Below are 23,375 nucleotides of genomic sequence, written 5' to 3'. Positions count from 1 at the left end.
AGGTCAGCGCCGGCCCGGTGGACGGATCCCGGAGTACCAGTCGAGCAGGGCGGGGTCGTCGACGGCGCTGCGCTCCACCACGCGGGCCGGGTCGGCGCCCTGGAACAGCCGTTTGATCGGGACCTCGAGTTTCTTGCCGGTGCGGGTGTGCGGGACCGCCGGGGCGAGCAGGATCTCGTCGGGGACGTGCCGCGGCGACACTTCGGTGCGGATCACCTCGTTGATTCGGCCGCGCAGTTCGTCGGTGAGTTCGGCTCCGGGAGCCAGGACCACGAACAGCGGCATCCAGTACTCGCCGTCGGGTTGTTCCGCGCCGATGACCAGTGCTTCGGCCACCTCGGGGAGCCGCTCGACCGCTTGGTAGATATCGGCGCTGCCCATCCGGATACCGTGCCGGTTGAGGGTCGAATCGGAGCGGCCGTGCACCACCACACTGCCGCGGCCGGTGAGGGTGATCCAGTCACCGTGCCGCCACACGCCGGGGTAGGCGTCGAAATAGGCCTCGTGGTAGCGGGTGCCATCGGGGTCGCGCCAGAAACGGATCGGCATGGACGGCATGGGGGCGGTGATCACCAGCTCGCCCACCTCGCCGCGGACCGGCTGCCCGACCTCGTCGTAGGCGTCGAGAGCGACACCCAGATAGGGCGCCGAGAGTTCACCCGGCCAGACCGGTACGGTGGGCGCCCCGCCGGCGAACGCCGAGACCACATCGGTACCGCCGCTGATCGAGGCCACCGGGATGTTCCCGGCGTTGTCGCGCAGCCACAGCGCCGACGCCGGCGGCAGGGACGAACCGGTGATACCGATCAGCCGCAGGACGGACAGATCGTGATCGGACCGGGGCACCGCGCCCGCCTTCATACAGCCCAGCACATAACCGGGACTGGTGCCCAGCACGGTCGTGCGGGTGCGGGCGGTGATCTCCCAGAGCGTATCCGGCCGGGGATGGGCCGGGCTGCCGTCGTAGCAGACGATGGTCGCCCCGGCGAGCAGTCCGGCCACCTGGAAGTTCCACATCATCCAGCTCGGGCTGGTGTACCAGAAGAAGGTGTCCTCGGGCCCGATATCGGATTGCAGAGCAACGGCTTTGAGGTGTTCGAGCAGCACCCCGCCGTGACCGTGCACGATCCCCTTGGGCAGCCCGGTGGTGCCGGAGGAGAACACGATCCACAGCGGATGCGCGAAATCGACGGTTTCGGTTTCCGGGAGCGGTTCGCCGCCGGAGGGGTCGGCCGCGGCCGACCACGGTGTGCTGTCGGGGATCTCGACACCCAGCCGCGACACCACCACGGTGGTGCGCACGGTTTCCAGACCGCTTCGCAAGGCAGCGATATCCGCGCTCTTGTCATGGGTTTTCCCGCCGTAGCGGTACCCGTCCGCGGTCACCAGGACCACGGGCTCCAACTGGCCCAGCCGATCCAGCGCGGCCTTGGCCGAATAGTCCTGCCCGCAGGCACTCCACACCGCCCCCACAGCCGCGGTACCCAGGAACGCCACCACCGTTTCGGTGATATTCGGCAGATAGCCGACCACCCGGTCGCCGGGCCGGACACCGAGCCCGCGCAGGGTCCGGGCGAACGCGGCGACCGCGGCCGACAACTCCGCCCACGATGTCGCCACCACGTCCGCACTGCCCTCGGTGATTTGCAGTATCGCCGGCCGGTCGGTCCGCGCCTGCGCGACCACCCGGTCCACATAGTTCAAGGTCGTCCCGGGAAACCAGCGTGTGCCGGGCATTTCCGGACAGGGCAGCACCTCGCCGGCGACGGTTCCGAGCTCGAAGTACTCCCACACCGCCAGCCAGAACTCGGCCAGATTGTCCACCGACCAGCGCCAGAGTGCTTGGTAGTCGGGCAGTTCCGCACCGGAACGCGCGGCGACGAAGCGGGCGAAATCGGTAACCCGGGCATCGGCGATATCCCGTTCGGTCGGTATCCACTGAGGTTCCACCGGCAAAGGACCCTTCTGTGTTCATGGCGGCGCCTCCGGCGCCGCGGGGCCCTGTGACCCCGATTCTTCACTCCGCCGCTCAGTCGCTGCGCTCCTTCGCACTGTCGCTCCAGAATCGGGGGCGGGCCCCGACCTCGGAGGTCGACCATCCGGAGGAGACAGCAGGTGCGTGGTGTCGTGCGCCTCGACCAGCGTGGGTAGGTTCACTTCACTGTAAGTGCTCAATGGTCGCCGATCTATGGACGGACGACAGCACACGCTCGGTCGCTGCGCTCCTTCGCTCTGTCGCTCCAGAATCGGGGGCGGGCCCCGACCGTGGAGGTCGACCATCCGGAGGAGACAGCAGGTGCGTGGTGTCGTGCGCCTGGACCGGCCTGAAGGTTCACATCACTGTAAGTGCTCAATGACCACCGGTACCTGGACTGTTGGCTGCATACGCTCGGTCGCTCCAGAACCGAGGGCGGGGGCCGACCACGGACGTCGACTCTCCGGAGAGGGCTCGGATTTCATTCTGGGCTGCGCCGCAGGAGTTGTTCGGCGTGACGGAGTAGGGGGGCGTCCACCATTTTGCCTTCGTAGGCGAAGACGCCGCGATGGTTCGGGGCCGCGGCCAATACGCTGCGGGCCCAGTCGAGTTCTGCGGGTGACGGGGCGAAGGCGGCGCGGATGACCGGGAGCTGGGCGGGGTGGATGGCGACCTTGATATCGAAGCCCACCGCCACCGCGTCCTCCGCCTCGGCGCGCAGGCCGTCGAGGTCACGGATGTTCAGGTACACCATGTCCAGGGCCAGGCGCCGGTGCGCCTTGGCGGCAAGCAGACCGGTACTGCGTAGTTGCCGCGCCACATCGCGGTAGCTGCCGTCGGGGCGGCGGGTGCCGGTACCGCCCATGGCGGCGACCAGGTCCTCCACGCCACACATCACGCCGCGGGTATTGGGTGCGGCGGCGATCTCTCGGATCGCCAGGGCGCCCGCAGGGGATTCGATCAGGGCGAGGACCAGGTATTCGCCGAGGCCGGTGACCTGCTGCGCGGATTCCGTTTTCGGTAGCATGATCAGCCGGTACCCCGTGCGCCGCAGAGCCTCCAGATCGAGCTCGTGGTCGGGGGTACCGGCCGGGTTCACCCGCACCACGGTGGTCGCGGGGTCGAGCGGGGTCTCCACGAGCGCGGTACGCGCGGCGGGTTTGTCGGCCGCCGCCACACCGTCCTCCAGGTCCAGGATCACCACATCGGCGGCGTCGGCGGCCTTGCGGTAGCGCTCGGGGCGATCCGCGGGGCAGAACAGCCATGCCGGCCCCGCGGATTGCCAGGTGGTGTCCGCGCTGTAGTGGTCGGTCAATGCCGGTACCCCCTCGAGGTGTGCTCGCCGCCGCTCACGGTCGTTCTTCCGACGGGCGCAACCGGATCAGCGCGTTGCGGACGGCCACCCCGACCACGGTGCCATGCTGATTACGGGCGACGTGGCGGAAGGTGACCACGCCCTGACCCGGCCGGCTCTTCGATTCCCGCTTGTCGAGCACGACGGTCTCGGTGTACACGGTGTCGCCGTGGAACAGCGGCGCCGGGAACTTGACCTCCTCGAAGCCGAGGTTGGCGACCGTGGTGCCCTGGGTCAGATGCGCCACCGCCTGCCCGATCATGGTGCCCAGAGTGAACAGCGAGTTCACCAGCCGCTCATGGAACGGCTCTTGGGCATCGCTGAATGCCTTGTCGATGTGCAGGCCCTGGGTGTTCATCGTGAGGGTGCTGAACAGGACATTGTCGGTCTCGGTCATGGTGCGACCGGGACGGTGCTCGTAGAGCACTCCGGTTTCCAGCTCCTCGAACCACAGACCGGTCTGCACCACCCGTTTCAGGCCGGAGACGTCATGGTCGACGTCCTTGGTGATCTTCTCGCCGTTCATAGGCCGAGCTCCCGTCCGATCAGCATGAGTTGTACTTCGGTGGTGCCCTCGCCGATTTCGAGGATCTTGCTGTCCCGGTAGTGCCGGGCCACCGGGTATTCGTTCATGAACCCGTAGCCGCCGAAGATCTGGGTGGCATCGCGTGCGTTGTCCATGGCGGCTTCGCCGGCCACCAGTTTCGCGATGGAGGCCTGCTTCTTGAACGGCTTCCCGGACAGCATGAGCGCAGCGGCGTCGTAGTAGGCGGTGCGGGCAGTATGGGCTCGCGCCTCCATCCGGGCGATCTTGAACGCGATCGCCTGATTGCTGCCGATCGTCTTCCCGAACGCTTCGCGTTCCCCGGCGTAGCGCACACATTCGTCCACACAGCCCTGTGCCGCCCCGACCGACAGCGCCGCGATGGCGATCCGGCCCTCGTCGAGGATGCGCAGGAAGTTGGCGTAGCCGCGGCCGCGTTCGCCGAGCAGGTTCTCCTTGGGTACCCGGACATCGTCGAAGGTGAGCGGATGGGTGTCCGAGGCGTTCCAGCCGACCTTGTTGTAGGCGGGTTCGGCGGTGAATCCGGGAGTGTCCGCGGGGACCAGGATGGTGGAGATCTCCTTCTTGTCTCCGGTCTGCCCGGTCACCGCGGTCACTGTGACCAGGGCGGTGATATCGGTGCCGGAGTTGGTGATGAACTGTTTGCTGCCGTTGATCACCCAGCTGTCACCGTCTTCGACCGCGGTGGTGCGGGTGCCGCCTGCGTCGCTGCCCGCGCCCGATTCGGTGAGCCCGAACGCGCCGAGGTTCTGTCCGCTCGCCAAACGTGGCAGCCACTCCTGTTTCTGTTTCTCGTCGCCGAAGCGGTAGATCGGCATGGCGCCGAGCGACACTCCGGCCTCCAGGGTGATGGCAACGCTCTGGTCGATCTTGCCGAGTTCCTCGAGGGCCAGGCAGAGGGCGAAATAGTCACCGCCCATCCCGCCGTACTCCTCCGGGAACGGCAGGCCGAACAAGCCCATCTTCGCCATCCCGGCGACGACTTCGTACGGGAAACTGTGCTCGGCATCGTGTTTCGCCGCCACGGGGGCGACCACCTGGTTCGCGAAATCCCGGACGGTCAGCGCCAGGTCGCGGTAGTGCTCGGGCAGCGTGCCGGTGGACAGGAAATCGGACACCTGTGCCTCTTCTCGTTCTCGGTGTGGATTCGCCGGGACCCGGCCGCATCAACTCGCGGCGGGTTCGGCTGTGGTATCGGCCGGTTCGGCCTCGGGCGCGGGTTCCGGGTGCACCCGCGCGAGCACTTCGTCCAACCGCGCCGGCGCGCCCGCCGCGACGAGTATCTCGACGGTGCCGGCCAGCGGCGCGGTCAGCGAATGCTCCATCTTCATGGCCTCGACCACCAGAATCGGGTCGCCGGCCGCTACCGGTTTCCCGGTTTCCGCCGTGACGGTGAGCACCGTTCCCGGCATGGGACTGCGGATCTCCGCGTCGTGCGCGGCGGCGTCGCCCGCGCGCACCGATTCCTCGGCCAGCTCCCGCAGCAGGGCCGGCCCGGAGGCACCGGCGACCCAGATCGCGTCCGCGGATTCGGCCACCCGGTAGTCGCGGCGTATCCCGTCGAGCGTGAGGGTCACCGTGTGGACCGTAGTTCCGCCGGGCAGTCGGGCGGCGTCTCGATCGAGCGCGGCGCTGGCCTGCGCGGGCTCGCTGTCTCCGATCCGCACCCCGACGGACTCCGGGGTGCCGGTGAGGTCGACGTGCACCACCCGTTCTCCGCCGGCCAGCCGGATCCGGATCGGTGCCGGCGCTCCGAGCCGCCAGCCGTCCGGACGATCCCAGGGGTCCGCCGGACCCGTCGGCCAGCGGCGCAGCCACCGGGACACGGCCGCGGCCGCGAAAATGTCATCCGTGACCGGCGGCGCGTGGAAGTCCCCGGCCCGCCGGTCCAGCAGCGCGGTATCCAGCCGGCCCGCCGCCACATCCGGGTCGGCCAGCAGGAACCGCAGGAAGTCGATATTCGACCGGACCCCGAGCAACACCGTCTCGGCGAGTGCGCGGTCCAGGGTGGCCAGCGCCGACGCGCGGTCGGGACCGTGCGCGACGACCTTGGCGAGCATCGGGTCGTAATCGCTGCCCACCACCGTGCCGACCGCGAGCCCGGAATCGACCCGGACCCCGGGGCCGCCGGGTTCCGTCAGCTCCAGCACGGTGCCGCCGGTGGGCAGGAAGTCACGGGCCGGATCCTCGGCGTACACCCGGGCCTCGACGGCATGGCCGTGCAGCCGGATATCGTCCTGTCGCAGCCGGATCTGTTGCCCCGCCGCGATCCGGACCTGGCATTCCACCAGATCGAAACCGGTGATCATCTCGGTGACCGGATGCTCCACCTGCAGGCGGGTGTTCATCTCCATGAAGAAGAACTCGTCGGGCCGGTCGGCGGAGACGATGAACTCCACCGTGCCCGCGCCCACATAGTCGACGCTGCGTGCGGTGGCGCAGGCGGCGGCGCCGATCCGGGCACGGGTGGCCGGGTCCAGCAGCGGTGAAGGTGCTTCCTCGATCACCTTCTGGTGCCGGCGTTGCAGGCTGCATTCGCGTTCGCCGAGATGCAGCACGGTGCCGTGGGTGTCGGCCAGGATCTGGACTTCGATATGGCGGGGCCGGGTGACGAAGCGTTCCAGGAACAGGGTGTCGTCGCCGAAGGCCGCCGCGGCCTCGCGCCGGGCGCTGACCAGCGCGGCGGGTAGCGCGGCGGGCTCGTCGACGCGGCGCATCCCCTTACCTCCGCCGCCCGCGGATGGTTTGACCAGCACCGGGAAACCGATATCGGCGGCCGCCGCGACGAGTTGTTCGTCGGTCAGGCCGGGTTCGGCGATCCCGGGCACCACCGGAACCCCGGAGGCGGCGACCGTGGTCTTCGCGGTGATCTTGTCGCCCATGATCTCGATCGCCGCGGCGGGCGGGCCCAGGAAGACGATTCCGGCGGCGTGCAGCGCGGCAGCGAAAGCGGCGTTCTCGGAGAGGAATCCGTAGCCGGGATGGACCGCGCCGGCCCCGGTGCGGCGGGCCGCGTCGACGATGCGGTCGATGTTCAGATAGCTGTCCCGGGCGGCGGCCGGACCCAGCCGCACCGCGATATCCGCGGCCCGGACATGCGCGGCCCGCACGTCGGCGTCGCTGTATACCGCGACCGAGCGCAGGCCCATGGCCCGCAGCGTCCGGATGACCCGCACCGCGATCTCGCCGCGGTTGGCCACCAGCACCGTGTCGAAGGGCAGGGGGTGAGTGGAGTTCAGCATGGTGATCACATCCGGAAGACGCCGTAGGAGACCGGTGCCAGCGGCGCCTGCGCGCACACCGAGAGCGCCAGCCCGAGGACGGTGCGGGTATCGGCAGGGTCGATGACTCCGTCGTCCCAGAGCCGGGCCGTCGAATAATAGGGATTGCCCTGCTCTTCGTACTGTCGGCGGATCGGTTCCTTGAACGACTCCTGGTCGGCGTCACTCCACGGCCGCTTGTTGCCGTCGAGTTGGTCACCGCGCACCGTGGCCAGCACCGAAGCCGCCTGCTCGCCACCCATCACCGAGATCCGGGCATTGGGCCACATCCACAGGAACCGTGGCGAGTAGGCGCGCCCGCACATCGAGTAGTTCCCGGCGCCGTAGGAGCCGCCGATCACGACGGTCAGTTTGGGGACCCGCGCGCACGCCACGGCGGTCACCATCTTCGCGCCGTGTTTGGCGATACCGCCGGCCTCGTAGTCGCGGCCGACCATGAAACCGGTGATGTTCTGCAGGAACAGCAGCGGGATCTCGCGTTTGTCGCACAGTTCGATGAAATGCGCGCCCTTCATGGCGGATTCGCTGAACAGCACACCGTTGTTGGCCACGATGCCCACCGGGTGCCCGTGGATATGGGCGAAGCCGGTGACCAGGGTGGTGCCGTATTCGGCCTTGAACTCGTGGAACCCGGCGAACCCGGACTCGTCCGCATCGACGATGCGAGCGATCACCTCGCGGACGTCGTAAGGGGTGCGCAGATCCGCGGGCACGATGTCGTAGAGCTCGTCGGCGGGGGCGGCGGGCTCGCGCGCGGGCCGCACCTGCCAGGCCGGTTGCGGGCGCGGACCCAGGGTCGCCACGATCCGGCGGACCGTGCGTAGGGCGTCGCGGTCGTCGTCGGCCAGATGGTCGGTGACCCCGGAGGTCCGGGAATGCAGGGCGCCGCCGCCTAGTTCCTCCGCGGTCACCACTTCACCGGTGGCCGCCTTCACCAGCGGCGGGCCGCCCAGGAAAATCGTGCCCTGATCGCGCACGATCACCGCTTCGTCGCTCATGGCCGGGACGTAGGCTCCGCCCGCGGTACACGAACCGAGGACCGCGGCGATCTGGGCGATACCGCGGGCGCTCATGGTGGCCTGGTTGTAGAAGATGCGGCCGAAATGTTCGCGGTCGGGGAACACTTCGTCCTGTTCGGGCAGGTAGGCGCCTCCGGAGTCCACCAGGTACACACACGGCAGATTGTTGTGCAGCGCCACTTCCTGGGCGCGCAGATGCTTCTTCACCGTGACGGGGTAGTAGGTACCGCCCTTGACCGTGGCGTCGTTGGCCACGATCACGCATTCCCGGCCGGAAACCCGCCCGATCCCGGTGATGATGCCGGCGCCGGGGCAGGCGCCGCCGTACATACCGGCGGCCGCCAGTGGGGACAGCTCCAGGAACGGGCTCCCGGGGTCCAGCAGCTGGTCCACCCGGTCGCGGGGCAGAAGTTTGCCGCGGGCGATATGGCGCTGCCGGGCCTTCTCCGGACCGCCCCGGGCGGTCTCGGCGAGACGGTGACGCAACTGGTCGGCCAGGGCGAGATTCGCGGTCCGGTTGGCGGAGTCGGGCCGGGAGGTGGGCGCTGGGCTCGCGGTGCGGGTCATCGCGTCATCCTGACGTCTGAGTTAATCGCTGATAACTGGAATTGAGGTTAATCTTGACTAACCGAGTTGTCCAGGCCGGGTGAAAGGAGTACGGGTGACCAGTGCCGATTCTGCCACCCCGACCCGCCGCGAACTGCTGAAACAGCAGCGGCGCGACCAGTTGCTCGTCGCCGGGGCACGGCTCATCGCCGAACGCGGATACCTCGGTATGCGACTGGACGATCTCGGCGCCGCGGTCGGGATCAGCGGTCCCGCGGTGTACCGGCACTTCCCCAACAAGGAGGCGCTGCTGGTCGAATTGCTGGTGGGCATCAGCCGCCGGCTGCTCGACGGCGGCAGCGCCGTCGCCGCCGACGCGGACGAACCCCGGAAGGCGCTGGCCGGACTGGTCGAATTCCACCTCGACTTCGCGCTCGGCGAACCCGAACTCATCCGCATCCAGGACCGCGACCTCGACAATGTGCCGCTACCCGCCCGCCGCGAGATCCGGCGCACCCAGCGCCGCTATGTGGAGGTGTGGGTCGGGGTGCTGTGCGAGATGACTCCCGGCCTCACCGAGGAGACCGCCCGAGTACAGGCCCACGCGGTATTCGGCCTGCTCAACTCCACCCCGCACAGCGCCGCCCCGGCCCGGGACCACAGCCGCGCCGTGCTGCGCGCGATGGCACTCGCCGCGCTCACCGGCCCCTCGCCCGACTGAACAAGGCGGACCGGACAAGCGGTGCCGACGGCCGAGTGTGCCGGGCGGCTCGCCCGATGGCTACCTGTCGGCCGCTGGTCATAGAGTCGCCACCATGTCCGAGCAGCGGTCCAACCCGCACGACGCGTATTTCCGCAAAGTGATGTCCCGCCCCACCAACGCTGCCTCCGAACTACGCGCCGCGCTACCGGAGTCGATCAGCACCCGCCTGGACTGGACCGCTCTACAGCTGCAGCCGGGCAGCTTCGTGCATTCCGACCTGCGCAACCGTGTTAGCGACCTGCTGTTCCGCACCCGCCTCGACGGGCATCCCGCCTACGTGTACCTGCTGATGGAACACCAATCCAGCAGTGACCGGTTCATGGCCTTCCGCATGCTCGAATACATGGTCGCCATCTGGCGCCAGCACCTCATCGACAATGAAAAATCCAAAACACTGCCCGTGATCATCCCGTTGGTCGTGCACAATGCTGCCGATGGCACCCGCTGGTCGCCGGCGCACCCCACCGAACTCGCCGACCTGCTCGACCTCGACCCCGCCGCCCGCGAGGCCCTCGGTCCTCACCTCCCACGGCTGCGGTTCCTGCTCGACGATATCGCCGTGCTCGACCTCGCCGCCCTGCGTGAACGCGACCTCACCCCCGCGGCCAGGGTCCTCTTGGTTCTACAGCGCATCGCACCGAGAAACGGGCGGCTGGGACACGATATGCTGGACTGGCTCGAAGACCTCCGTGCTCTCGACACCGGCCCGGATTCACTCGGCGACTATCTGACAGTCCTGACCTACATCTTGACTGTCGGTGAGACAGCCGAGGCCGATCTTGCGGCGGTCTTCGAACGGCTCGGCCCGCGAGCGAAGGAGGCGATCGTGACCACAGCAGAAATCATCGAGGCACGTGGTGAAGCACGGGGTGAAGCACGCGGTGAAGCACGCGGTCGTGTGGAGGCGCTGCTCGAGTTGCTGACCGCGAAATTCGGGCCGGTGCCCGGCGTGGTTGCCGACCGTGTCCGTTCGGCCGACCCCGCCCGGGTCCGCATCTGGACGGCTCGGGTGCTGACCGCCACCACCCTCGACGAACTGTTCGCCTGAACCCGGGTGTCGCTGCGTACGAACTGATCGAGTTGCTCTTGCTACCGGTGACCGGCTGATTCGACCGTGCGCAACGGCACGGATGCGCGAGACCTGTACGCGAGCCGATTCGGTCTCCCGCGTTCCTGTCGCAGACCCGCGAGATACTCGGGCGGATCGCGGCGATACCCATGGTGTTCTGCACGCCGGGCTGTGGCACGACCTCTGTCATCTCCGCATCTCCGGATGCCGGGCCTTCCGCCGCGCGATTACACCGTCCACCTCACGTTGCAGGCGTTCACCGTCCTCGAGAGTCGGCTCGGATTGCGCATCGGTGCGCGTATCGAGCGCGAGCAAACCCTCGCGCGTCCGTTCGAGCAGCGCGCGATAAGGTTTGGAGGATCTCAGCCATCTCGAGATCGTCTTTCGTCGCCGGTATTGGACATCAAGCCGTGGTTCGCGGAGTTCGGCCACGCGGAGAGGTCCACCAGGCGCCGTGGTCCACCGAAATGCTGAAAGACTACTTTCAGCTCGCAAAGAACCGGTTCGCCACAGAGTAGGAGCGGGGCCGGCCGGTCAGAAATCCAGTTCGGACCAGGGGATAGTGATCGGGAACGGGTGGTTGATCGTGATCGACCCCGTATCGGTCGGCGACCAGGCGCCCGCCAAGATGTAGTTGGCGCGATGCAGCACGGTGATGCCGGGTTCGGGAGGACGCACGTCGGGCACGAGGGTGTAGGCGTGGATATGAGCGATCTCGCTGCGCTGGGTCGCCAGGGTCACCTCCCAGTACCAGGGGATTCCGGCTTTCGCGTAGCGGGCCTTCTTCAGTTCCATGTCGGCATCCGAGTTCGACGGGGACAACACTTCGCCCACCAGTACGACCCGACCGGAGCGCACATACCGGTACGGTTCGCTCATGCACCGATAGATCATGAAGTCCGGGGTGACGAAGTCCGACATCCCGGTTCGGCCGAAGAACACATTGGTCTCGGTGCTCACCCGCCAGCATTGCTCGGGATCGGCCGACATCGCCGTGCGGGCACATCGACGCAGTCCGCTCCAGAGCAGATTGGTGAACTCTTGGTGCTCATGGGGGCCGCGTCGCCACCACACCACTCGCCCGTTCCAGAGTTCGATGCGTTCGGCGATCTCCTCGGGTAGGGTCTCGAGCTCCGCCCAGGTCATGTACTCCGGAAGTTCGGGGCGCTGTAGATCCGGCCGCGACATGGTGCCATGGTAGCCCAAGCATGCCGTTGGCCTGCGAGTTTGCTGACACGTTGGCTCGACGCAGCCCGTGAGGTGCCGGCACGGGCCATGACCGCGATGTGTCAGGGGTCGCCGGAACGCAGAACTCGCTCTGCACGCCGCACAAGGGGCGCTGCCCGGGCGGACTTCGCTGGGTACAGGTAGCGCCGCACTGTCTTGGTGCGGCGGGAGTTGACCTTGACGCAGGGTCAACCTCTCAGCATAGTCGGCATGTCTGCGAAAGTCGATCACTTCACGGTCCGCCACGGCGACGCAACCATCGCGATGTCTCGCGGCGGACGAGGACGACCGCTGGTCCTGTGCCCCGGACTGCTCAGCCGGACCGATCCGGCGGCGAGGTCCCGTCGGCCTTCTCGGACCTGTCCACCACACTCATCGCCGACTCCTCACACACTCCGGCCCCGGCGAGGGGGCCACACGGAGTATCACCCCGGGGCGGTCACGGCATCGGTGGTTTCGCCGGGGTCATTCGAGGACCGCCCGGCCGGGTGGGAGCGCGATCGTGGCCGGTCGCCTCACCGGGCCAGTTGCAGGACCAGCGTGGCCAGGACCGGAGCCAGATAGAGCAGGGGGAATACCGCGGTCTTGTACGAACGCGCGCGCAGCGCCGTCGCGGTGGCGCCGAGGAAGTAGGCGATCAGGCCGACGGCCGCGGCCACGCCGACGACGGGCACGGCGAAACCGGCGAGCAATCCCAGCGCTCCGGCGCTTTTGGCCAGCGCCAGCCAGTTCCACCACGACCGCGGCACACCGTACTGTTCGAGCGATTCGACCACGAACTGCTTCTTCGCGAACAGCGAGTACCCCGAGAAACCGACCCACAGGGCGGTCAGCGCGGCGACGATGTAGTAGGCGATGTCCATGGCGAACCTTTCTCTCCTGCCGGTGCAACCCCGGCGCGCACTGCGTCGACGACGCGGGCTGCCCGGGTGTGACATCGGTTCCCTGCCTGCGGTCCGCCCTCGGAAGATCGGCGAACGCCGGGGCACGGCCGGTGCTGTGGCCCGCCCACGCGCGTTCGCACACACCTCCGTTCCCTCCAGCCGACCTACGTGGTCCGGGGCCCGCGCGAGTCCGGCCCGACGGAGCAGGAGGGGCGAAGCCGGGGGAATCCGGGTGCACAAGCATCTCGACCCGCGGGGCCGTAGGCGGGGGTAAACGGCCGCGTCCGCCCTAGGCTTACCCGTATGGCCTCACTTTCCGACCCCAAGGTGCGTGAATTCCTCAGCTACGGAACCCGAACCGCCAAAGTGGCGTTCACCGCGAGCGACGGGCGTCCGCTGGTGACGCCCGTGTGGTTCCTGCTCGACGGCGACGAGATCGTTTTCAACACCGGTAAGGAGACCGCCAAGGGGAAAGCGCTGCAGCGCGACCCCCGCATCGCGATGGTGGTGGACCTCGAGGAGCCCCCCTACGCGGCGGTGCAGATCCAGGGCACGGCCACCCTGTCCGAGGATCCGGCCGAGCTGCTGCGGTCGGCGACCGCGATCGGCGGACGCTATATGGGCACGGCCCACGCGGACGAGTTCGGACGGCGCAACGGTGTCCCGGGCGAGCTCCTGGTCCGGGTACAGCCGACCAAGGTCATCGCCTTCTTCGACGCCGTGGGGAGCTGACCGGGGCGGACGTACCGGCCGCGGCTCGCCCGCATCCCGTCCGGCTACGCACTCGGGGCCGCGGGGTACGCAACCGGTGGGTGGAGGATCGGCCGCGTCGAGTCGGTGGAGATCCGGCGCACAGGTGGTCGCGATCACCTCCGCCGGGCAGGGCCGGGCCGGGTACGCGGCGGCCGACCCGGCACCGGCCGGTGCCTACACTCCACCCATGAGTGTGCACTTCATCGGGGCCGGACCCGGCGCCGCGGATCTGCTGACGGTGCGCGCGGTGGAGCTGCTGCGGCGGTGTCCGGTGTGCCTGTACCCGGGCACCTACCTGGACCCCGAGGTGCTCGGTCACTGTGCGCCGGCCACCGAACTCATCGATACCCAGCGGCTCGACCTCGACGAGATCACAGCGCATATGGTGCGTGCCACAGCGGCGGGCCGCGAGGTGGCGCGGTTGTGCTCGGGTGATCCTTCTCTCTACTCCGCCCTCACCGAACAGACGCGCCGGCTCGATGCCGCCGGGGTGCCGTGGGATATCACCCCGGGTGTGCCCGCCTACGCGGCCGCGGCGGCGCTGCTGGGTACGGAACTGACCGTTCCCGAGGTCGCCCAGTCCGTGGTGCTCACCCGTACGCGGGCCCGGTCGACGGCGATGCCGGAGACCGAGGCACTGGCGGGGTTCGCGCGTACGCGGGCCACGCTGGTGCTGCACTTGGCGATCACCCGAATCCGGCAGCTCGCGCAAGAGCTCGCCGCGGACTATGGACCGGGCTGCCCGGCCGCGGTGGTCTACCGCGCGAGCCAACCGGACCAGATCGTGCTGCGCGGCACCCTGGCCGATATCGCGGACCGGGTCGAGGCGGCGGGGCTTTCGCGGGCGGCGGTGATCCTGGTCGGGCGGGCGCTGGAGCTCGGAATCGATTGTGCGCAATCGCACCTCTACGACCCGGTGCGTGACCGCAGTCACCTGGGCGGATGAGGGCGCAGCGGCCGGACTGCCCGGGGGCGCCCGGATACCGCCGCCCGGCCGGCGGCACCGCCGCCGAACCCGGTTGGTGACACGGCCGTGCTTCGGTAGATTGGATCGGTGGTCAGGAGTCGACGCCCGGGTGCGATGGCACAGTGGCATGGGGCACCGGGTGTGCCGGGTGGTACGGGGCGCCCGATGTAACGGCTCCGGCTTCACAAACGGATAACTCCGATGGACATTTCTGCCTGAGCAAACGAGAAGTGGGCCTGGAACCGCGGTTGCCGCGCTGTCGGCGGTGCGCGTCGCAATCCGGGTGTTGACGGGAAGCGCACGCGTGCGTTCCGGAAGTGAGGTTACGGTTGGACCGGCTGGACAACGGCGGGAACGGTACGGACAGTGGCGCAGCAGCCACGGACGGGAGCCTGTTCCCGCTGTCGCCCGCGCAGCTGGGCATCTGGTATGCGCAGTACCTGGACCCGCAGGTTCCGATCAATATCGCGCAGTACGCCGAGTTGCGCGGTGAACTCGATGTCGACACCCTGAGCCGGGCCGTTGTCGCCGCCTCCTTCGAGATGCGTTCCTCCTTCCTGCGCATCGTCGAACGCGACGGGGAGCCGTGGCAGTGGGTGGACTATTCGATCGCCGACCACGAGCGGGTCGGCTATATCGATCTACGCGACGCCGACGATCCGGCCGCCGCCGCCCAGGAGTGGATGCAGACCGAGTACAGCCGTCCCCTGGATCCGACCCGGGATCGGCTGGCCGTCTTCTACGCTCTGCAGCTGGGCGACGAACACTGGTACTGGTACTCGCGCGTCCATCACATCGCGATCGACGGTCTCGGCGCGATGACCGCGGTGAACCGGGTCGCCGAACTGTACACGGCCTATCGCAACGGAACCGAGCCGGCGCCGGCCAAGGCCGCGACGCTGGGCACGCTGTACGAGCAGGAAATCGCCTATCGCGGCAGTGCCCGGTTCGAGGCGGACAAGGAGTACTGGGCCGAACGCGTCACGGGACTCGAAGCAGGCAACGGTCTCACCGGCCGGACGGCTCCGCCGGCGGCACGCAAGGGAGTGCGGCGCGCGGCATTCACCGATGACCGGCAGGCCGCGCTGGACGCGGCCCTCGCCCGGCGTGATTCCACCTCCGCCCAGGAACTGCTGGCCGCGTTCGCCGCCTACCTGGCTCAGGTCAACGGCACCGACGAAGTGATCCTGAGTCTGCCTGTCACCGCGCGGGTCACGGCGGCCATGCGCCGCTCGGCCGGCGTGATGTCGAATATTGTGCCGCTGCGGCTGCGCGTCGGATACGGCACCACGGTGGCGGAGCTGCTGCGGCAGGTCCAGCTGGAAGTGGCCGGGGCCCTGCGCCACCAGCGCTACCGGAGCGAGGACATCCGCCGCGACGCGGGCGCGAGCACGACAACCTTCGGTCCGCTGGTCAACATCATGCTGTTCGACGACGAGATCGTCCTCGGTGAAACGGTCGGCACCCTGCAGGTGCTGACCACCGGCATCATCAACGATCTCAGTGTCAACCTCTACCAGTCGATGCGCGGCACCCGGCTGAATCTCGACTTCGAGTTCAATCCCAATCTCTACACGACTGCCGAGGCGGACCGGCACCACACGCGTTTCCTGGACTTCTTCGACCGTTTCGTCGCCGCCGGAACCGATACGGCGGTGTGGGAGCTGGACCTACCCACCGCGGCCGAGCGCACCCGGACCCTGGTGGAGTGGAACGATTCGGCGCGGGCGGTACCGAATGCCACCCTGCCCGACCTGCTCGCGGAACAGGCGGCGCGTACACCCGACGCGATCGCCGTTGTCGCCGAGGACCGGACGCTCACCTATGCCGAATTCGCGGGCCGGGTCAATCGGCTGGCGCGCCATCTGGTCGAAGCCGGGGTGGGCCCGGAAACGCCGGTGGCGATCGCGATGCGGCGGTCGGCCGAGCTGGTGGTGGCGATCCACGCGGTCGTCACCGCGGGCGGTGCGTATGTGCCGCTGGATCTGGATCATCCGGCCGAGCGCATCGACTATGTGCTCGATACCGCCGCACCGCTGTGTGTCCTGACGAGTAGCGCGGATGCGTTCGATACGGCGCACTGTCCGGTGGTGGTGGTCGACGAGATCGATCTGTCCGGGTACGCGGATACAGCGCTTTCCGATGCCGATCGGAGGGCGCCGTTGCATGCGTCGAATCTGGCTTATGTGATCTTCACATCTGGTTCCACGGGTCGTCCCAAGGGCGTGGCCGTCTCGCATTCGGCGATCGTGAACCAGGTCGCGTGGATGCTGGCGCAGTATCCGATGGATTCCTCGGACGCGTATCTGCAGAAGACCGCGACGACGTTCGATGTGTCACTGTGGGGCTACTTCCTGCCGTCGGCGGCGGGTGCGCGGCTGGTGGTCGCGTCCCCGGACGGTCACCGGGACACCGAATATCTCGCGCGGACGATCGCCGAGCAGAACGTCACGGTGACGGACTTCGTTCCGTCGATGCTGGGTGTGTTCGCCACGCATACCGGGGCGGGGTCGATTCCGTCGCTCGAGCATGTATTCGTCATCGGTGAGGCGTTGCCGCCGGAGACCGTGACGGCGATGCACGCGATTTCCGATGCGACCGTGCACAACCTCTACGGTCCGACCGAAGCCGCGGTCTCGATCACGTACTGGCAGGCCACGGGTGCGGAGACCGGCAGTGTGCCGATCGGCGTGCCGGAGTGGAACAGCCGGGTCTACGTACTGGATTCGCGGTTGCGGCCGGTGCCCCCCGGTGTGGTGGGTGAACTCTATCTCGCGGGTGATCAGCTGGCTCGCGGCTATGTGACCCGTCCGGATCTGTCGGCCGATCGTTTCGTGGCCAGCCCATTCGACGCCGGTCAGCGGATGTACCGCACCGGCGACCTGGTGCGGTGGAATTACGTCACCGTCGATGCGCACAGCGAGAGCCTGCCGGTACTGGAATACCTGGGTCGTACCGATTTCCAGGTGAAGTTCCGTGGTCAGCGGATCGAACTCGGGGAAATCGAGTCGGCGCTGCTGGCCCGGCCAATGATCAGCCAGGCCGTGGTGACCGTCGCTGCTTCCGATCTAGGCGAACAGCTGGTCGCCTATGTCGTTCCGGCGCCCGGTGCGCAGGTCGATTCCGCCGCGCTGCTGAGCTCGCTGCGTGAGGTGTTGCCGGTCTATATGATTCCGGCCGCGGTCGTACAACTGGACGCGTTCCCGCTGAACACCTCCGGCAAGCTGGACCGTAAAGCGCTGCCCGCGCCGGTATTCGAGGCCCGGGAGTTCCGGGCGCCGTCGACCCCGGTCGAAGAGATAGTGGCGCGGGTCTTCGCCGAGGTTCTCGGTGTCGAGCGGATCGGCGCCGATGACGATTTCTTCGCTCTCGGCGGTAACTCGCTGGTCGCGACGCAGGCCGCGGCCCGCCTCGGTGCGGCACTGGATACCCGGGTGCCGGTGCGAATGCTGTTCGAGGCACCCACGGTGGCGGCGTTGGCGGTGCATGTCGATACGCAGCACGAGACGGGTACCCGACTGCCGCTGGTCCCGCAACCGCGTCCCAGCCAGGTCCTGCCCACGGGCGAGGTCGTGGAGCGGGTGCCGCTTTCGCTGGCGCAGCAACGTCTCTGGTACATCAACCAGTTCGATCCCACCATCCCGGCCTACAACGTGCCGTTCGTGATCCGCATGCACGGCCGGGTGAACCTGGCGGCACTACAGGCCGCTCTCAACGATGTGATGGCCCGCCAGCAGTCGCTGCGGACCATCTACCCCGAATCCGAGGACGGCGGCTACCAGCTGGTGCTGCCGATCGATCAGCTCGAAACCGGTGCTCCGGTGGAGTCGATCGATGTGGCGGAACTGCCCGCCGTGCTGGCCGAATTCGCGGCCATCGGTTTCGATGTGACCCACGAACTGCCGTTCCGCTGGCGGATCTACGAGGTCTCGGGTGGTCGCGCCAACGGGCACCCGGAATACGCCGTCGCCTTCGTACTGCACCATATCGCCGCGGACGGCTGGTCCATGGGACCGCTGTCGCGCGAATTCGCCGCCGCGTACCTGGCGCGGGCGGCCGGCTCGGTCCCGGAACTGCCCGCACTGCCGGTGCAGTACCTCGACTACAGCATCTGGCAGCGCGAGATGCTGGGTTCGGAATCGGATCCGGAATCCATCGCCGCCCGCCAGATCGCCTATCACCGGGAGCAGTTGGCGGGCCTGCCCGACCAGCTGGGACTGCCCACCGACCGGCCGCGGCCCCCGATGCAGAGTTTCCGCGGCGACCGGGTCTCCCTCGATATCGACGCGGAGATGCACGCCCGGCTGGACACGCTGGCCCGGGAACAGGGCGCCACCCTGTTCATGGTCTTGCACGCGTCGCTGGCGGTGCTGCTGGCCCGACTGTCGGGCAGCACCGATATCGGTGTGGGCACACCCGTCGCCGGCCGCGGTGAGGCCGCCCTCGACGACCTGATCGGTATGTTCGTCAATACCCTGGTGTTGCGCTCCGAGGTGGACGGCGGACAGACGTTCACCGATCTGCTGTCCGATACCCGTAAACGGGACCTCGCGGCATTCGCGAACGCGGATGTGCCGTTCGAGCGGATCGCGGAACTGGTGAACCCGTCGCGTTCGCAGGCCGCGCATCCGCTGGTGCAGGTGATGCTCTCGTTGCAGGAGCTTTCGCACGCGGCCCTGGAGATACCCGGACTGTCGGTCGACGCGGCCGAGATCGAACTCGATATCGCCAAATTCGACCTGGTCTGGACGGTCACCGAGAAGCGCGGCACCCACGGTGAGCCGACCGGTATGGACCTGGTGCTCTCCTATGCCACCGACCTGTTCGACGAGTCCACCGTCCGCTCCTTCGTGACCCGCTGGCAGCGCCTGCTGTCCGTGATCGTCACCGAGCCGCGGATCCGGCTCGAGCAGATCGAGATCATGGACGATGCCGAGCGCGCCGAGCTCACCACCCGCAGCGGTGGCCCGGCCGAAACGCCCCGGACACTGCCGGAACTGCTGAACGCCGCGGCACAGACCGATCCCGACGGTATCGCGGTGATCGCCGACTACGAGTCGCACACCTACGCCGAACTCGATACCGCGTCGAACCAGCTGGCCCGGGTCCTCATCGAGCGGGGCGCCGGACCGGAACTCACGATCGCCCTGGCACTGAGCCGGTCCTGGCGTTACCAGCTGGTCCTGTGGGCCATCGCCAAATCCGGTGCCGTGCTGGTCCCCATCGATCCGACCTACCCGGCCGACCGGATCATCCATATGGTCACCGATTCCGGTGTGGCCCTGGGTATCACCGAGGAAGCCGAACTTCCCGATCTGCCCGAATTGGCCGGCGGCTGGATCGACCTGGACGATCCGGAATTCGCCGCCGAGATCATGGCCAGTTCGGCGGCGCCGATCACCGACGCCGACCGGCGCGCACCGCTGCGCACCGCGAATACGGCGTACATGATCTACACCTCGGGGTCGACCGGTGTACCGAAGGGTGTCGCGGTCACCCACGCGGGTCTGCACAACTTCAGCACCGAACAGGTGCAGCGTTTCGGCCTGGACCCGTCCACCCGGGCACTGGCTTTCGCCTCCCCGTCGTTCGACGCCTCGGTGCTGGAACTGTTGCTGGCCGTCGGCGCGGGCGGCACCCTGGTCATCGCGGGGCAGATGATGTTCGGCGGTGCGGAACTGGCCGATCTCATCGAGACCACCGGGGTGACCCATGCCTTCCTGACCCCGTCGGTACTCGCCTCACTCGATCTCGACGCGATGTCGGACGTGCGGGTCGTCATCACCGGTGGCGAGGCGGTCCAGCCGGAACTGGCCGCCCGCTGGGCGGCGACCTCGGACCGTTCCCTCTTCAATGCCTACGGTCCCACCGAGGCCACCGTCGCGACGAATATCAGTGACCGACTGCGCCCCGGTGATCCGGTCACCATCGGTGGCCCGGTGCGCGGTATGCGGGCACTGGTGCTGGACGGCCGGTTGAACCCGGTACCGGAAGGTGTCACCGGTGAGCTGTATGTCGGTGGTATCCAGCTGGCCCGCGGCTACCACGCCCGGCCCGCGCTGACCGCCGGTCGATTCGTCGCCGACCCGTACGGCGAGCCCGGCGACCGCCTGTACCGCACCGGCGACGTGGTGCGCTGGCGGCGGGACCGTACCGGTTCGCTGGTCGTGGAATATGTGGGCCGTAACGACTTCCAGGTGAAGGTTCGCGGTTTCCGGATCGAGCTCGGCGAGATCGATTCCGCGCTCACCTCGCACGACACCGTCGATTTCGCGGTGACCGTGGGACACGAGAGTGTCTCCGGCGCGATGTCGCTGGCATCCTATGTCGTTCCGGCCTCGGGGGAGTCGGTCGACACCTCCGCTCTGGCCGCGCACGTCCAGGAGCGGTTGCCCGCCTACATGGTGCCCTCGTCGATCATGGTGCTCGACGAGATCCCGCTGACCCCGGCCGGGAAACTGGATCGCCGGGCGCTGCCCGTACCGCAGTTCCGGTCGCATACCTTCCGGGCCCCGGTCACCCCCATCGAGGAGATCGTGGCCGGGATCTTCGCCGAGGTACTCGGCGTCGAACGGGTTGGTATCGACGACGATTTCTTCGAGCTGGGCGGTAACTCGCTGATCGCGACCCAGGTCGCCGCGCGGCTCGGCGCCGCGCTCGATACCCGCGTCCCGGTGCGCACCCTGTTCGAGGCCTCGACCGTGATGGCGCTGGCCACGCGGATCGAGTCGCATGTCGGTGAGGGTGCGCGTCAGGCGCTGGTGGCGCGCAGCCGCCAGGAGGAGATCCCGCTGTCGCTGGCGCAGCAGCGGATGTGGTTCCTCAACCGGTACGACACCGAATCGGCGGTCAACAACATCCCGATCGCGATCCGGATGTCCGGTGATCTCGATGTGGCCGCCCTACAGGTGGCCTTCATCGATGTGATCGACCGGCACGAATCGTTGCGGACCGTATTCCCGGATACCGGCCGCGCACCCGTCCAGGTGATCTTGGACGCTGCCCAGGTGGTTCCGGACCTGACCCCGTTCCGGATCCGCGAGGACAAGCTGATCGATCATCTGATCGATCTGGCGACAATGGCCTTCGATGTCACCGTCGAGGTGCCGCTGCACGCCCGGCTCTTCGAGATCGACGAGACCGAGTACGTCCTCGGTATGGTCGTGCACCATATCTCCGCCGACGGCTGGTCGATGGGACCGTTGGCCCGGGATGTGATGGCCGCCTACGCGGCCCGCATCAGCTGGGAGCCCCCGGCGTGGGTGAACCTCTCGGTGCAGTACGCGGACTACGCGTTGTGGCAGCGCGAAGTGCTGGGTTCGGAGGACGATCCCGATTCGCTGATCTCCGGCCAGGTCCGGTACTGGAAACAGGAACTGGCCGGGCTGCCCGACGAGCTGGTACTGCCCGCCGACCGGCCGCGCCCGGCGGTGTCCTCCTTCCAGGGTGGCGTCCATTCGTTCGTGATCGGCCCGGAGCTGCGGCGCCGGGTGGTGGAACTGGGCCGCCGGCACAATGCCTCACCGTTCATGGTCGTGCACAGTGCGCTGGCCGTACTGCTGGCGCGCATGACCGGGGAATCCGATATCGCCGTCGGTACTCCGGTGGCCGGTCGTGGTGATGCCGCGCTGGAGAACCTGGTCGGCATGTTCGTCAACACCCTGGTGCTGCGAACCCAGGTCCGCAGCGGGATGACCTTCGCCGAACTGCTGGCCGAGGTCCGGAATACCGATCTGCAGGCGTTCGCGCACGCCGATGTACCGTTCGAACGCCTGGTGGAGGTGCTGAACCCGGCACGTTCGCAGGCGCGGCATCCGATCTTCCAGGTCGCGTTGTCGTTCGAGAACCTGCCGGACCGGCATTTCGAATTGCCGGACCTGCGGGTGGCTCCGGTCGATTTCGAGACGGGCCTGGAGAAGTTCGATCTCTCGCTCAATCTCCGCGGCATGGGCGGGGACACCGACGCCGGTATGCTCGGCGAACTCTCGTACTCCCGGGATCTGTTCGATCACGCCACGGTGGAAGGTTTCGCGGACCGGTTCGCCCAGTTGCTGCGCGAGGTCGTCGAGGCGCCGGGGACCGCTGTCGGTGATCTGGAGATCCTGGCGGCGTCCGAGCGCGCTCGGGTGCTGGCGGAGTGGAATGCGACCGAGCATCGGCTGCCGGCGGGGTTGTTGTTGGATGGGTTCAATGCCGCGGCAGCCGCGCATCCGGATCGAGTGGCGGTTTCGTTCGAGGGGACGAGTCTGTCCTATGGTGAGTTCGCGGGTCGGGTGAATCGGCTCGCGCGGCATCTGATCGCGCAGGGTGTCGGGCCGGAGACTCTCGTCGGGTTGTTGGTGTCGCGGTCGCTGGATCTCGTGGTCGGTATGTATGCGGTGGTGGCTGCGGGTGGTGCGTATGTACCCCTGGATCCGGCGCATCCGGCGGAGCGGATCGGCTACATCCTGGATACGGCGTCGCCGTTGTGTGTGTTGACGACTACGGCTGATTCCGGTGCGGTGCCCGAGGGGACGGGTGTGCCGGTGCTGGCACTGGACACTCTCGAGACCAGTGGTTACGACAGCGCGCAGGTGACCGATGCGGATCGGCGTGCGCCGGTGCGGCCGTCGAATACGGCGTATGTGATCTTCACGTCGGGCTCGACGGGTCGTCCGAAGGGTGTGGCGGTTCCGCATTCGGCGATTGCGAATCAGGTCGCGTGGATGCTGGCGGAATATCCGCTGGATGCCTCCGATGTGTACCTACAGAAGACCGCGACGACGTTCGATGTGTCGTTGTGGGGTTATTTCCTGCCGCTGGCTGCCGGTGCGCACCTTGTGGTCGCGACCCCCGACGGTCACCGGGATACCGAGTACCTGGCGCGGGTTATTGCCGAGCAGCGGGTGACGGTGACCGACTTCGTGCCGTCGATGCTGGGTGTGTTCGCTGCCCATACTGCGGCGGGTTCTATCCCGAGTCTCGAGCATGTG

General features: G+C 67.9%; 13 protein-coding genes. 5 read left to right on the top strand and 8 right to left on the bottom strand.

Annotation, left to right across the window (positions count from 1 at the left end; all coding sequences use genetic code 11):
• Positions 1-3: 3 nt before the first annotated feature.
• The 6 genes from NGR01S_RS27310 to NGR01S_RS27285 all read right to left on the bottom strand — a co-directional run bounded on the left by NGR01S_RS27310 (position 4) and on the right by NGR01S_RS27285 (position 8,761).
• Entirely contained in the window at positions 4-1,950 is a 1,947-nt protein-coding gene (locus NGR01S_RS27310) for an acetoacetate--CoA ligase (protein ID WP_063041818.1), read from the bottom strand.
• Between the two features lie 506 nt (positions 1,951-2,456).
• On the bottom strand, positions 2,457-3,290 hold the full coding sequence (locus NGR01S_RS27305; RefSeq protein WP_063041816.1) for an HpcH/HpaI aldolase/citrate lyase family protein: 834 nt from the start codon (positions 3,288-3,290) through the stop codon (positions 2,457-2,459).
• 34 nt (positions 3,291-3,324) lie between these two features.
• Positions 3,325-3,855 (bottom strand): MaoC family dehydratase, encoded by a 531-nt coding sequence (locus NGR01S_RS27300; RefSeq protein WP_063041814.1) that lies wholly within the window; start codon positions 3,853-3,855, stop codon positions 3,325-3,327.
• Positions 3,852-5,012 carry an acyl-CoA dehydrogenase family protein gene (locus NGR01S_RS27295; RefSeq protein ID WP_063041812.1) on the bottom strand — a complete coding sequence of 387 codons (1,161 nt, stop codon included), beginning with the start codon at positions 5,010-5,012 and terminating at the stop codon, positions 3,852-3,854. Before NGR01S_RS27295 ends, NGR01S_RS27300 begins: the two co-directional genes overlap by 4 nt.
• Positions 5,013-5,060: 48 nt before the next feature.
• Positions 5,061-7,136, bottom strand: a complete 2,076-nt coding sequence (locus NGR01S_RS27290; RefSeq protein WP_063041924.1) for an acetyl/propionyl/methylcrotonyl-CoA carboxylase subunit alpha — start codon at positions 7,134-7,136, stop codon at positions 5,061-5,063.
• 5 nt (positions 7,137-7,141) lie between these two features.
• Positions 7,142-8,761 (bottom strand): carboxyl transferase domain-containing protein, encoded by a 1,620-nt coding sequence (locus NGR01S_RS27285; RefSeq protein WP_063041810.1) that lies wholly within the window; start codon positions 8,759-8,761, stop codon positions 7,142-7,144.
• 94 nt (positions 8,762-8,855) lie between these two features.
• Here NGR01S_RS27285 and NGR01S_RS27280 point away from each other — a divergent pair, with 94 nt between their 5' ends.
• Both NGR01S_RS27280 and NGR01S_RS27275 read left to right on the top strand, forming a co-directional pair.
• On the top strand, positions 8,856-9,461 hold the full coding sequence (locus NGR01S_RS27280; RefSeq protein ID WP_063041808.1) for an SACE_7040 family transcriptional regulator: 606 nt from the start codon (positions 8,856-8,858) through the stop codon (positions 9,459-9,461).
• Positions 9,462-9,555: 94 nt separating this feature from the next.
• Positions 9,556-10,551: an Rpn family recombination-promoting nuclease/putative transposase gene (locus tag NGR01S_RS27275; protein ID WP_063041806.1), complete on the top strand. Its 996-nt coding sequence runs from the start codon at positions 9,556-9,558 to the stop codon at positions 10,549-10,551.
• A 555-nt stretch (positions 10,552-11,106) separates the two neighbouring features.
• On the opposite strand, the gene NGR01S_RS27265 is transcribed toward NGR01S_RS27275, so the two are convergent.
• Entirely contained in the window at positions 11,107-11,760 is a 654-nt protein-coding gene (locus NGR01S_RS27265) for a Uma2 family endonuclease (protein ID WP_063041802.1), read from the bottom strand.
• 554 nt (positions 11,761-12,314) lie between these two features.
• On the bottom strand, positions 12,315-12,662 hold the full coding sequence (locus tag NGR01S_RS27260; RefSeq protein WP_063041800.1) for a DoxX family protein: 348 nt from the start codon (positions 12,660-12,662) through the stop codon (positions 12,315-12,317).
• Positions 12,663-12,986: 324 nt separating this feature from the next.
• On the opposite strand from NGR01S_RS27260, the gene NGR01S_RS27255 reads away from it, so the two are divergent.
• The 3 genes from NGR01S_RS27255 to NGR01S_RS27245 all read left to right on the top strand — a co-directional run.
• Positions 12,987-13,415 carry a PPOX class F420-dependent oxidoreductase gene (locus NGR01S_RS27255; protein WP_063041798.1) on the top strand — a complete coding sequence of 143 codons (429 nt, stop codon included), beginning with the start codon at positions 12,987-12,989 and terminating at the stop codon, positions 13,413-13,415.
• Positions 13,416-13,623: 208 nt separating this feature from the next.
• Positions 13,624-14,382 (top strand): precorrin-4 C(11)-methyltransferase, encoded by a 759-nt coding sequence (gene cobM, locus NGR01S_RS27250; protein ID WP_063041922.1) that lies wholly within the window; start codon positions 13,624-13,626, stop codon positions 14,380-14,382.
• 338 nt (positions 14,383-14,720) lie between these two features.
• Positions 14,721-23,375 (top strand): non-ribosomal peptide synthetase (locus tag NGR01S_RS27245; RefSeq protein ID WP_157107454.1); only part of this gene is annotated, 8,655 nt, incomplete at its 3' end.

Origin of the sequence: Nocardia grenadensis NBRC 108939 (assembly GCF_001613445.1) — a bacterium.
In the GTDB taxonomy this organism is placed as follows: Bacteria; Actinomycetota; Actinomycetes; order Mycobacteriales; family Mycobacteriaceae; genus Nocardia; species Nocardia grenadensis.
Note: the sequence above shows the minus strand (reverse complement) of the source record. Positions and strands in the feature narration are given on the sequence as shown.

What these genes read in the sequence shown, in the direction of transcription:
- NGR01S_RS27300 (WP_063041814.1), bottom strand. Translation starts at nt 3,855, where the DNA reads ATGAACGGCGAGAAGATCACCAAGGACGTCGACCATGACGTCTCCGGC.
- NGR01S_RS27290 (WP_063041924.1), bottom strand. Translation starts at nt 7,136, where the DNA reads ATGCTGAACTCCACTCACCCCCTGCCCTTCGACACGGTGCTGGTGGCC.
- NGR01S_RS27285 (WP_063041810.1), bottom strand. Translation starts at nt 8,761, where the DNA reads ATGACCCGCACCGCGAGCCCAGCGCCCACCTCCCGGCCCGACTCCGCC.
- NGR01S_RS27275 (WP_063041806.1), top strand. Translation starts at nt 9,556, where the DNA reads ATGTCCGAGCAGCGGTCCAACCCGCACGACGCGTATTTCCGCAAAGTG.
- NGR01S_RS27265 (WP_063041802.1), bottom strand. Translation starts at nt 11,760, where the DNA reads ATGTCGCGGCCGGATCTACAGCGCCCCGAACTTCCGGAGTACATGACC.
- NGR01S_RS27260 (WP_063041800.1), bottom strand. Translation starts at nt 12,662, where the DNA reads ATGGACATCGCCTACTACATCGTCGCCGCGCTGACCGCCCTGTGGGTC.
- NGR01S_RS27255 (WP_063041798.1), top strand. Translation starts at nt 12,987, where the DNA reads ATGGCCTCACTTTCCGACCCCAAGGTGCGTGAATTCCTCAGCTACGGA.
- cobM (WP_063041922.1), top strand. Translation starts at nt 13,624, where the DNA reads ATGAGTGTGCACTTCATCGGGGCCGGACCCGGCGCCGCGGATCTGCTG.